Source organism: Mycobacterium persicum (genome assembly GCF_002086675.1).
Taxonomy (GTDB): Bacteria; Actinomycetota; Actinomycetes; order Mycobacteriales; family Mycobacteriaceae; genus Mycobacterium; species Mycobacterium persicum.
In genome coordinates this window covers 1-11,539 of the sequence record NZ_MVIF01000137.1, presented here as the reverse complement: position 1 = coordinate 11,539, position 11,539 = coordinate 1, and the positions used below count along the sequence as shown (strand labels likewise).

Genomic DNA, 11,539 nt, shown 5'->3' with positions numbered 1-11,539 from the left:
CACCCGCGCCGCCGTTGCCCCACAGGATCCCGCCGGCCCCACCGGGTTGTCCGGTGCCGGGCATGGCGTCAAGCCCGTCGCCGATCAATGGACGCCCCAACAGGAAGTTCGTGGGCGCATTGATCACACCGAAGATGTCGTTAACGAGGGGCTGCAATGGGTTGACATTGGCCGCCTCGGCGGCCGCATATGCCCCGCTGGCGGCACCCAATGCCTGCACAAATTGCTCATGAAACGCCACCGCCTGCGCGCTGAGCGCCTGGTATGCCTGGGCGTGGCCGGAAAACAGCGAGGCAATCGCCGCCGATACTTCGTCAGCAGCAGCAGCCATCAGCGTGCTGGTCGGCGCCAATGCAGCCAGGTTCGCGGCCCGCACCGAGGAGGCGATACCCGCAGCATCGACGGCTGCTGTCGTCAACATGTCCGGTACGGCGATGAGATACGACATGGTGGCCCTCCAACCCGGCAACATGTTGACATCGGAAGATGTGGTGCTGCTCATAATTGCACGATTCCGGCACTTTTCCGAGTACTATTCCGCGGCGGCTGGCGTGGCACTGCTGATGAAGTCCTCGCCGGCGTCGCCGCTGCGGTGGCTGATCGTGTTAAGTTGTGCCGCAGGCAAATCCAACAAAGCACTCTCAGGCCCGGCCGTGCGACATAAAGAACTGCACAATGGCTTGCGACCCGTCAAAGGCGCGCGTTGTGCTACCGACGATCGTCTTGGGCAGATACTGCTTGCCGCCGGGCCAGGTGTGCCCGCCGTTGTCGATTCGATAGAAGATCACTTCGGTCCCGGCCACACATGACCGCGAGTCATAACGGCGTACCACGGTTCCATCGCCGACGTTGGGCAGTTCGTCCATCGTGGGATCGCCCTGACATCCGTCGACCGCGCGCCACCGGTCGATCATGCTGGCAGCCGAGATGGCTTGGCTGGGACCGCCGCGGCCGCGCACTTTCCCGCCGTTGAACGGCACCACCGGATCGGCGGTGCCGTGCGCCTCCATCACCGAGACCGGCCGCGACGGATTGCAGGCCACACCGACGCCCAGCGTGCCGGAGATCGGCGCGATCGCGGCGAACACGTCGGCGCGGTCGCACGCCAACCGGTTGGACATGAATCCTCCGTTGGACATTCCGGTGGCAAAGACGTGGCCGGCGGGAACCGAAAACTCGCTTTGCAGCTTGCCCACCAACGCGACCAGAAAGCCGACGTCGTCGAGATGGCGGCGGTCCGCCGGCGAGGCTCCCCGCCCGTCGGCCCAGCTCTTGTCGTAGCCGTCGGGATAGACCACCAGCAGATTGTTGGCGTCGGCGACGGGGTCGAAGGCTGACAGGCTCTGCTGACCGGCGCCGGTACCACCACCCCCGTGCAGGTTGAGCACCAATCCCACCGGCGCGCCCGGCGGCGAATGCACGATATAGGTTCGCTTCAGGCCGCCGAACTGGAATGTCCCGGCCTGATCTCGAGAACGTGCCGCCGACACGTGCTGTTCTCCGCAGCCGCCCAGGCATGCCACGAGAACGAGCGACAAGAACCATCGCACCCACGGCATGACGGCCAAGTTACCGATCGCCGCCGCGTTACGGTTGGCCACCTCGGGAATTCACACGGTTACCGAAGCGCCGCGCTCCAATTCGATGATTCGGTCGGCCAGACCACGGCGCCTCATCTCGCGGATGAAGTCGGCCAGCGGCGATGCGAAGACACCGTAGTCGTCGAAGTGGATGGGGATCAGCGTCGGCAGCCCGAGCAACTGCACCAATCCCGTGCCCTGGCGTGCGTCCATGGTCACGGTCAGGCCGAAGTGCAGTCGGCGGCCGGCCGGCAGCCGGGTCCCGCCCAGGTGCAGCACGCCCAGATCGATCGAATCGAAACGACGGGGAATCTCGTTGAGCTCCTCGACGAGCAAGGTGTCGCCGGAGACATACAGTCGGCGCAGCATCGAAGAGTCGGCGGATGTGAATTCGAGCATGGTGCCCATGACCGGCGGCAGCAGCCGATGAATTCCCAGCGGCGCGTGCCGGCCGGGCAGCGATGTCATGGTCAGCCTGACGCCGGCGTTGCTGATCGTTTGCCGCTGCCAAGTGGGCAGGCCGAATGCGTGCCGGAAACCGCGACGACGCAGCCGTTTGGCGGCATGCGGAGTGGTGACGACGGGCAGGTCGTGATCGAGGCCCCGTTGCGCCACCCGGTCCCAGTGATCGCCGTGCATGTGCGACAGGACAATGGCGTCGATCGGCGGCAGTTGATCGATGCTCAACGCCGGCTCCCGCAGCCGCTTGGACACCAGCCCGTAGCCCAGGTAGGCGTGCTGCCCCCGATGCAGGAAGTTCGGATCGGTCAGCACGGTCAGGCCACCGGCGCCGATCAGCGTGGTGGCGTTGCCGATGAACGTGACGGTGATTGCCATGACGTCCAATGCCTTCCCAGATTCCATCGTCGGCGACTACCCGAATAGCAGCGGTTCAAGCAGCCCGAAAACTCGTTCCGACAGCGGGTCCCCGCATGACCTGCAGTCCACGCGTGTGACCCGCTTCTTGTCGGGGACCTCGGCGCGTTTCGACATCGCCGCGTTTGCCGGGGTTTGCGACGACGGCCCATGCCGACCGTTTTCGAAGTGTTGCCGGTGATACGGTCCGATCAGCCCGCCGACGGCGGTCGCGGCATCACGGTGCCCTTGAGCTCCACACCGTATTCGAGGTCCTCGTACTTTGGTTGTTTCCTCTTACGCCAACCACTACCGGCCGAAATCGGCGGCGGCATCAGTGGCGGGAGCATCGGGAATCCGGAATCCCCGGCGGGCAGAGGCGACACCGCCGAGGCCAGCTGCACCGGCGTGTGGGAAGCGGCCAACAGCCCGACCACCGCGGGCGGTGCGGTCAGGTTGCCCATCGACACCCCGACGCCCAACGCTGCCGCGGGTGCTTCCGCTGCCCCCAGGGCTCTGGCCGCGCTGGAAAAATTAGCGGCCGACATCCCCAGCGCCGATTCGCCCTCCGATAGGCCCTCGGCGATGTCGGGTGCCACCGATTGCAGTGCCTGGGCTGACGTGTTTTGCGCCAGGTAGCTGAGCAGGTTGATGGGAAACCCGGACGAAATGAACTGGTTGGCGTACGTATTCGCCAGCCCGAACCAGCCGCTGTTGGGGTCGAAGGCGACCCCAAACGCTTGCAAAACCGCATCTACCGGAGAGGCAGCGGCGGCGGGTGCAGCGGGGGCCGGCGCTGCGGCGGCGGCTGCCACCCGCGTGGCTTGAGCAGCCACTCCCCCGGGAGCCGCGATGGCCGGCGGCGAAACGAACTGGGGTAGCACCAGAGCTTGCGCCGTGGCGGCCGCATACCGGTACATGGCCGCCGCATTATTCACCCACATGGCGTGGTACTGGTTCTCGGTATCGGCAATTGCCGCGAGGTTTCTGCCGAATCCGTTGGTGGCCAATAGCTTTGCCAGCTGGATCCGGTTGGCGCCGACCTCGGAGGGATGAACCATCGCCGATAGCGCGGAGTCGAATGCTGCCGCAGCAACCTGGGCCGAGGAGCCCAGCTGCCGACATTGCTGTGCGGTGACACGCAGCCAGGCAAGGTATGGGCCGATGGCCTCAACCATCGCCCGCGAGGATGGGCCCTGCCAGGAGCCGGTCAGCGCAGACAGCACCGGGGCATACGCGCCGGCAGACTCTTCCACATCGGCGCCGAGCCGCTGCCACGCGTCGGAAGCCTCGAGCAGTGACTGCGGGCCAGGTCCCGAATGGATTAGCGCCGAGGTGATCTCGGGCGGCAGGCTTATGAAATCCATGACATCTCACATTGACTAAGCGGGGTGATTGGATGCGACATTGCACTGGTCAAGGCGGGAAAATCGCTGGTCGGTTGAGGGTCGCCGTTCCGGGCGCAGACCAGCGTTCCCCGCCGGTAGGAAGGACCACCGATCACGAGACGGCGCTGACCGCGGTCGACAGTCGGGTCTTGAACTCGGCGGGAACGGGGACATATCCGCTGTCCTGCAGACCACGCTGGTCGGCATCGATCGCACTCTGCAAAAATGCCCTGACGGCGATACCGACCTGGTCATCGGGATACTTCGAGCACACGATCTCGTATGTCGCCAACACGATTGGGTAGGAGCCGGGCCGGTTCGGCCGGTAGAACGAGATGGTGTCGAATGCGAGGTCGTTGCCTTCCCCGATGAACCAGGCAGCCGAAATCGTTTTGCCCACCGAGTCGGCGCCTATGGCCACCGGATCCGGGCCCGCCGACGTGATGATCTTGGCCATGCCCAGCTGTCGCGCCCGGGCGAACGACCATTCCACGTAGCCGATCGATCCTTCGGTGCGGCTGACGGCCGCGGCGGCGCCGTCGTTGCCTTTGACGCCCTCGCCGGCGTCGCCGTTGAACCGCTTGCCCGCCCCCCTGCCCCATGCGCCGTTGGAAGCGGTATCGAGGTATCTCTGGAAGTTGTCGGTGGTTCCGGATTCGTCGCTGCGGAACACGACTCGAATTGGTTCATCTGGCAGGGTGACGCCGGGGTTGAGCGCCTGAATCGCAGGATCGCTCCAGGTCATGATGCCGCCGTTGAAGATCTTGGCCGCGGTCGGACCGTCGAGGCTCAGCGACGCCAGGCTCGTGACGTGATAGGTAATCGCGATGGGCCCGAACGCCACGGGCAAGTTCCACGCGGGCGAGCCGCACCGTTGCTCCGCGCTGGCATACTCCTCTTTGTTCAGCGGTGAATCGGAGCTTCCGAAATCGGTTTGGCCGCCCGTGAACTCACTAATGCCGGCACCGGAACCGTTGGGCGTGTAATTCACCGACTGCCCCGGGCAGGCGCGTTCGAAATCCTTGGTAAATCTCACCATTGCGTTTTCCTGAGCGGTGGAACCGCTTGCCTTCAGCGTCGGCTTACCGCCGCAAGCGACTTTGCTCGACGGCGTTACTGTTGCCGCATCTGCTCCTAAAGTGTTGTCGCTGCCACATGCCGTCAACATCACTGCAAAGCCGAGGCTGCCCAGGGTGGTCCAGAATCGGCTGCGCTTCCGTGGAACTCGTGAGGACAGCCCGAAAGGGACAATCGCTGCCGACCGATCTGCGGCCCGCCAAACTGCTGTCTTCCTCCCAGCCATGAGGCATGGTAACCACATCGGGTATACGAACTTTGGGCCCAACCATGCCTGGGCACAATATGATTCACGATTTCATCGACAGTTTCCACCTGGTATACGGTCGCGACATGCCGACGCCACCAAAGGTGGTGAGGCTTTGCTCACGCTTTACCAACAACCGAAGAACACTGGCCATAGCCGTGGACCGACGAGGTCAGGCCATCGCAACTTTGGCTAACGCGCGGCCCGCAGCAAGGAGTTCGCACGTCCGATTACGCCGGGTAATGATCGCAGGCGGCGTGGCATGCCGTTGGATTTGTCAGCGGGAGGTTCCAGCGATGGCGACCAGCCTGATGCGGCAGAGCGGAACCGCCCGAACGCTGCCGGTGCGCCTCATCCTGGTAGTCGCGCTGTTTTGCCTAGCCGAACTGGGCACCCCGACGGCACAAGCCGACGGGGTCGATGCCGCGTTCCTCAATGCGGTGAAGGCCAAAGGCATCAACTTCGCATCGCCGCAGACCGCTATCATGGCCGGCCACCAGGTGTGCGATGAACTCGATCAGGGCAGGCACAAGGCCGACGTCGCGAATGACCTAGCCAAGGGCGGCAACTTGGACGGCTATCACGCCGGATACTTTGTCGGCCTGAGCGTCGCCGCGTATTGCCCCAGACATCACCACACCTCGACCTGAGCCATCCGGTTGTCTCGAGGCCTGCCCGGGTCAGCCCGCCGCACCCTGACCGACGGCCTGCACCGAAGCGTGTTCGTGTAACGCCTTCTCGGCTTCGGGATGAACGGGCTTGAGGTCGAAGATCACCTCTTTGACGGTTCCGGTGAACGCGTACGGCGCCTTGTCTTCGTAGTCGCGGTCGACCACCAGCCCGTTGTCGCGGCCGATGTCCATCCCGGCGTAGGACGTAAACGACAGACTCACCGTTTGGGGCAGCCGACCCTCGCCGATCAATCGGTCGTCGGCCCACAGCGTCACCTTGCCGCCGGAGCCCACCACGGGCTGCTCGGTTTCGAAGAGCAGCCGCGCCGTGACGTCGCCGGCGGGCAGCGGCTCCGTCGATACCTGTCGATAGGTCTCGACGCCGAGGAAGGAGTAGGTGTGATGCAGCCGCTGCTGCTCGTCAACCCACAGCGCGAACCCGCCCATGAAGTCGGCGTTGGCGACGATCACGCCCTGCGCCCCGGTGTCGGGGATGTGCAGCCGTCCCTCGATCGCGTAGGAGCGGCCAAAGATGCGCGGGACCATGCCGCGCTGGATGTTCTGCACGTCTCCCTGGAAGGCGAAGCGGGTGGTGGTGGGCAGTGGCGGCAATTCACCGAACATCACGGCCAGCCCGCCCAGCAACGGCAGCACCCGGTTGCGTTCGGCTTCCTGCCACCACAGCTGCCGCAGTTCGGCCAGCTTGTCCGGATGTTCGGCCGCCAGGTTGTTGGCCTGGGAGAAGTCGTCGGGCAGATAGTACAGCTCCCAGATGTCCTGGTCGGGGTCGTAATTCCCGGGCGCGAAGCGCTGCATCGTCTGCGGCGACAGGTCCCACGGCGCCCGGTCCAGCCGAGCACAGGCCCACCAGCCGTCGCGGTAAATGGCGCGGCTGCCGAAGTTTTCGAAGTACTGCACGGTGTGGCGCTCTTCGGCCTCCGGCCCCATGCTCGGGTCGAAGGTGTACAGGAAACTGGTTCCGTCCATCGGCTCCTGCTCGAAGCCGTCGACACTGATCGGCTCCGGTAAACCGATGGCCGCCAACACAGTTGGCGCGATGTCGATACAGTGGGTGAACTGGCCGCGGACCTGGCCGTCGGGCCGGATCCGGGCCGGCCAGGCCACCACCATCGGATCGCGGGTCCCTCCGAGATGGCTGGCCATCTGCTTACCCCATTGGAAGGGCGTGTTGTTGGCGTGCGCCCAGCCACTCGCGAAATGCGGTGCGGTGAACTCGTCGCCGAGAGCTTCGACACCGCCGTATTGCTCGATGAGCGCCAGCTGCTGATCGGCGTCGAGATCCAGGCCGTTGAGGAACGTCATCTCGTTGAACGAGCCGGTGTTGGTGCCCTCCATGCTGGCCCCGTTGTCGCCCCAGATGTAGAAGACCAGCGTGTTGTCGGCCTCGCCGAGATCCTCGATGGCATCCAGCAGCCGGCCGACGTTCCAGTCCGCGTTTTCGGAGAAGCCGGCGAACACCTCCATCTGCCGGGCGTAGAGCTTCTTCTGGGTATCCGACAAGCTCTCCCAGGCCGGGAACAGGTCGGGCCGCTCGGTCAGCTCGGTGTCCGGCGGAATGATCCCCAGCTGCTTCTGCCGTTCAAACGTCTTCTGCCGGTACACATCCCAGCCCTCGTCGAACTGGCCGCGGTACTTGTCGGCCCACTCCTTGAACACGTGGTGCGGTGCGTGCGTGGCGCCGGTCGAGTAGTACAGCAGCCACGGCTTGGTGGCGTTCTGGGCCCGTACCGTGTGCAGCCATTCGACGGCCTTGTCGGTGAGATCGTCGGGGAAGAAGTAGGGCTTGCCGTCTTCTTCGGCTGGACCCTCGGGTATGCCGATAACCGAATTGTCCTGCGTGATGATCGGGTCGTACTGGCCCGCGGCGCCGCTGGGGAAACCCCAGAAATGGTCGAATCCCCAACCCAGCGGCCAGTTGTCGAACGGCCCGGATGCTCCCTGAACGTTGTCCGGAGTCAGATGCCACTTGCCGAATGCCGCGGTCACATAGCCGTTGTCACGCAGGATCCGGGGCAGCGCGGCACAACTCTGCGGCTTGACCGTCGAATAACCGGGAAACGGACCTGGGAATTCACACACCGATCCAAATCCCACCCGGTGATGGTTGCGCCCGGTCAGCAGCGCCGAGCGGGTCGGCGAGCACACCGCGGTGACATGGAAACGGTTGTAGGCCAACCCGTTCTGCGCCACCCGCGACAGTGCCGGCGTTCGGATGCCGCCGCCGAAGGTGTCCGGTCCGCCGAACCCGGCGTCGTCGATCAGCACGATCAAGACATTGGGCGCATTGTCCGGCGCGCTCGGGCCGGGGACTATCGTCCAGTCGCCGACGGACTCTGCCATGGTGCGACCGATCGTGCCGCCGAAGCTACGCTGCGGTATCGGCAGCTTCGTACGGTCGGGATTGAACTTGCCCATCGCTTCTTGCAGTGCTGCGCCCAGGCTTCGTAATGTCGAATGACTGAGTTCTGCAACCGATTTCATCGGCGAACCGGCCAGGGTCTGCTCCACCGGAAGCCGGCCCGGCGCCGGTGTCACGACGATGATGACGGCACTGCCCGCCGACAGCGCTTGCCCGATCTTGTCGGCCAGCCCGCTCTTGATCCGATGGTGGGCGAAGGTGCCGGCCACTGCTCCGGTCGCGGCGCCCACCAACCCAGCGGCCAGCAGCGCCGGCGAGAACAAGCCCACCGCCAAGCCGACACCCGCGCCCCATTTGGCGCCGCGGCGACCGAGACGATTCCCGGTGTCGAGCAGCACCGGATTGCCCTCGTCGTCCTTACCGATCAGCACCGCGCCCTGCAGCGGGACCGTCTTGGCGTTGGCCCGGCCGGTGAGGTTCTCGAAATCGCTCCGGGCCGAATCAATGTCCTGATACCCGGCGACGATGACCAGTGCGCTGTCTTCACTCATGACCAGATTCCCTCTCGGCGGCTGATGAACTCACGGCGCGAGCCGGTGAGCGGATCGTCGAACTCGATGCGCTTCGCCAGCAGCTGCAGCGGCGAGCTGAAGTCACCGTCGACTTCCTGGAGCACCTTGGGGTACAGGGGATCTCCCGTGATCGGCAGTCCCAGTGACGCCATATGCACCCGCAGCTGGTGGGTGCGTCCGGTACGCGGCGTCAGCCGGTACAAGCCCCCCGGTGAGATCAGCTCGACCAACGTCTCCGCGTTCGGCTCGCCGGGTTCGCAAACCGCCTGCAGCTGACCGCGACGCTTGACGATGCGGCTGCGGACCACCCGCGGCAGCACCACCGCGCGGTTGACCGCCGCCCGAGCCAGGTAGGTCTTGTGCACCGCACCGCATGCGAACAGCGTCTGATAGCGGCCACGCAACTCGCGCCGGGTGGTGAACAGCAGCACCCCGGCGGTCAGCCGGTCCAGTCGATGCGCGGGGCTCAACTCGGGTAACCCGAGTTCACAGCGCAGCCGCACCAGCGCGGTCTGGGCGACGTGGCGCCCGCGCGGCATGGTCGCCAAGAAGTGCGGTTTGTCCGCGACGACGATGTCGTCGTCCTGATACAACACCGGCATCTCAAAGGGCACGGGAACTTCGTCAGGCACATCACGGTACAGGTGGACGAAAGACCCCGGCGGCAGCACCGTATCGGCGTCGACCACCGCGCCGTCACCGTCGCGGATTTCCCCGGCCAGCAGCTTTACCCGAGCCGGCGCACCGAACCGCGCCTCCAGCTCGGCCAGCACCGGCCCGCCGTGCAGCCGCACCCGCGCGGGCCCCAGCGCGTCACGAACGGCAAGCACGCTCGCAGACTATAGAACCCGAAGCGCTCCGGTAGCGCTAACCAACCCGGTCGACTGAGACCGCCTGGTACGTCAAAGTCGTAACTTGCCGAAGTTCACGCGTGTCATCCTTCGTGCGCGCTGTTACCGCGGGTGTTGATCAGGGGCTGCGGGGGTCTTCAGGTCGCGGGTGGGTGGCGGTTGGTTGTCGCCGCTGGTGTCCACGCGGTGGATTAGCAGGGTAGTGTGCACTGATTGCTTGATGCCCCAAGGTGTTTGGGGTTCGATACGGTGCCGGTGGTGACCGGTCCGGGTAACCAACGCTCGTTGGTTGGTAGTGGTTGGGGTTGGTCGCAAACCCGTAAGCTACCCCCCACAGGTGGGGCATTAAGCTCACCGGTTCCACTCCACCAGCTTCATCCGCACGTCGACACCTGGTCCGAGCTTCTGCTTGAGACCCTGCATAAAACCCCACTGACGCACCGCCTGGTCGGCCAAACGCCGACATAGCCGCTCCACTGCGTCGACCGGCTGGTTTTCGTAGTCGATATCACCGCGCGCCTCCAAGGTGTCCGTCGCGGAAGCGACGGTACCTCGTTTTCTAGCAGCAGCACCGCGAGCTGACGCTTGTCCACCAGCGCCACCCACCGCATCTGTGCAGGCAGTTTGGGGAGCGTCGTTTCGTCCCCGGCTGGGTACGTCATGTGCGTTCCTGCCTGATTTCCTTCAGTTCCACGCGGATACCACCGCCGGACGATGACCTCTGCGGACAGCGCTGCCTCATAGCCGATTCCCCGCAGTGCAGCACTTCCCTGACGCCTCCCCTATTGCTGGCCCACGTGGGCGGCGCCGAACCCGCAACGCTTCATGAGATGGGCCATTGAGGACTGCCAATTTGTTGCGGAACTCTCGGATATTTGCACCTTGGCGAGCTCAATCCCAGACCATCGAAGCTTGCAAGAATAGGCCCCAAAGGAATTCCGCCCCATAGCGGTCTTCGTTCCACAAGAATTCATAAGTTTCCTCCGCGGGAAGGATGTCGTCGAATAGCGGCCTTTTGGTACGTCGAATAGCCGGACCGAAACGCTCATCAAATTCGGGAATGTCGCAACTCCAAGCTGCCAGCTGGGCCGGAGATTCGACATCGAGCGATGTGTGCTCGGTGTGCGTGTAACCCGCTGACTCAAGTAGTCCGTTCGCGTCAGCGTGGGCGTTGAATTTGAAGCCGGGCCACAACACGCTGTTGTACTTCAGTGCTGTGGCGTCCTCGTCAAGAACTCCTAACAGTGTCTTCATGTCTCGAAATCGCGATGTCGCTTCGCTGAGGGCTTCTGCTACCCGATCGTGAATACGTACTGCCTCGTCCAAAGATAGCCCTGCCTTGGCCAGCTTGGCATCTAATAGGCCCCGGGTATCTTTTAAAGACAGTCGCGGCTTCATGGTCATCAGGAGATAAACCTCGAAGTTGACTACTGCTGCATGCAAAGTTGCATTCATCGCCTACTCCACTACTTCGGCAAAAACTGATAGAGGTCGCCGCGAAATACAGAAAGCGTTCCGTCCGGGGCTACCATGATAGCTTCCCCGAACTTCAGGTTAGCGGGTAGCACCAGCTTTGCTCCATTAGGCCCGTTGACAATACCCCCAGTTTGACCCCACGCCGCTTCCCCCGCGGCTTCGGCCGCCTCCGCGGCCTGTTGCTGATTGCCGATGTGCAATTGATTAAGCCTGTCGACCAAAGTATTCAGTCTTGAGCCTTTAGGAACGTGTTCCACGACATCTTTACCGATTTGCGTGGCCTGATCGGTAATGCTCGGGCTTGAAGGCGCACCCGGTTGGTTTGATGGGGGCTCGGAACCGGGTGTACCCGGCCGCGTGGGGCCAGGGCGGGTTCGCCCTCTATGGGTATGCCTAAGTCGTTTAAGCGTGCCCGGATTGCGGTTTGGCGTTGAAGGAGAGG

At 64.1% G+C, this 11,539-nt stretch carries 9 protein-coding genes and 2 pseudogenes; 1 reads left to right on the top strand and 10 read right to left on the bottom strand.

Annotation, left to right across the window (positions count from 1 at the left end):
• The 5 genes from BST40_RS25780 to pstS all read right to left on the bottom strand — a co-directional run.
• Nucleotides 1–448, bottom strand: a 448-nt coding sequence (locus BST40_RS25780) for a PE family protein (RefSeq protein ID WP_083156171.1), incomplete at its 3' end; no start/stop codon positions are given.
• A gap of 193 nt (nt 449–641) precedes the next feature.
• Nucleotides 642–1,559, bottom strand: coding sequence for a CE1 family esterase (locus BST40_RS25775; RefSeq protein ID WP_075547869.1), 918 nt, complete (start codon nt 1,557–1,559; stop codon nt 642–644).
• 51 nt (nt 1,560–1,610) lie between these two features.
• Nucleotides 1,611–2,417, bottom strand: coding sequence for an MBL fold metallo-hydrolase (locus BST40_RS25770; RefSeq protein ID WP_075547736.1), 807 nt, complete (start codon nt 2,415–2,417; stop codon nt 1,611–1,613).
• Nucleotides 2,418–2,647: 230 nt separating this feature from the next.
• Entirely contained in the window at nt 2,648–3,802 is a 1,155-nt protein-coding gene (locus BST40_RS25765; RefSeq protein ID WP_075547735.1) for a PPE family protein, read from the bottom strand.
• Between the two features lie 133 nt (nt 3,803–3,935).
• On the bottom strand, nt 3,936–4,991 hold the full coding sequence (gene pstS, locus BST40_RS25760; protein WP_240316588.1) for a phosphate ABC transporter substrate-binding protein PstS: 1,056 nt from the start codon (nt 4,989–4,991) through the stop codon (nt 3,936–3,938).
• A 452-nt stretch (nt 4,992–5,443) separates the two neighbouring features.
• Between pstS and BST40_RS25755 the strand changes: the two genes are divergently transcribed.
• On the top strand, nt 5,444–5,797 hold the full coding sequence (locus BST40_RS25755; RefSeq protein WP_075547734.1) for a DUF732 domain-containing protein: 354 nt from the start codon (nt 5,444–5,446) through the stop codon (nt 5,795–5,797).
• A 30-nt stretch (nt 5,798–5,827) separates the two neighbouring features.
• Here the strand turns inward: BST40_RS25755 and BST40_RS25750 are convergent, their stop codons facing one another.
• From BST40_RS25750 to BST40_RS31250, 5 genes and pseudogenes are all read right to left on the bottom strand, one after another.
• A complete protein-coding gene (locus BST40_RS25750; protein WP_075547733.1) occupies nt 5,828–8,749 on the bottom strand; it encodes a sulfatase-like hydrolase/transferase in 2,922 nt (973 codons plus the stop codon).
• Nucleotides 8,746–9,600, bottom strand: coding sequence for a pseudouridine synthase (locus BST40_RS25745; protein ID WP_075547732.1), 855 nt, complete (start codon nt 9,598–9,600; stop codon nt 8,746–8,748). Before BST40_RS25745 ends, BST40_RS25750 begins: the two co-directional genes overlap by 4 nt.
• 372 nt (nt 9,601–9,972) lie before the next feature.
• Nucleotides 9,973–10,283, bottom strand: a pseudogene (locus BST40_RS25740) (hypothetical protein).
• Nucleotides 10,284–10,512: 229 nt separating this feature from the next.
• Entirely contained in the window at nt 10,513–11,076 is a 564-nt protein-coding gene (locus BST40_RS29700; RefSeq protein ID WP_142276810.1) for a hypothetical protein, read from the bottom strand.
• Between the two features lie 11 nt (nt 11,077–11,087).
• Nucleotides 11,088–11,539, bottom strand: a pseudogene (locus BST40_RS31250) (hypothetical protein); the annotation flags it as partial.

Coding starts and splice junctions, on each gene's coding strand:
- BST40_RS25755 (WP_075547734.1), top strand. CDS start 5,444: ATGGCGACCAGCCTGATGCGGCAGAGCGGAACCGCCCGAACGCTGCCG.
- pstS (WP_240316588.1), bottom strand. CDS start 4,991: ATGTTGACGGCATGTGGCAGCGACAACACTTTAGGAGCAGATGCGGCA.
- BST40_RS29700 (WP_142276810.1), bottom strand. CDS start 11,076: ATGAATGCAACTTTGCATGCAGCAGTAGTCAACTTCGAGGTTTATCTC.
- BST40_RS25750 (WP_075547733.1), bottom strand. CDS start 8,749: ATGAGTGAAGACAGCGCACTGGTCATCGTCGCCGGGTATCAGGACATT.
- BST40_RS25765 (WP_075547735.1), bottom strand. CDS start 3,802: ATGGATTTCATAAGCCTGCCGCCCGAGATCACCTCGGCGCTAATCCAT.
- BST40_RS25770 (WP_075547736.1), bottom strand. CDS start 2,417: ATGGCAATCACCGTCACGTTCATCGGCAACGCCACCACGCTGATCGGC.
- BST40_RS25775 (WP_075547869.1), bottom strand. CDS start 1,559: ATGCCGTGGGTGCGATGGTTCTTGTCGCTCGTTCTCGTGGCATGCCTG.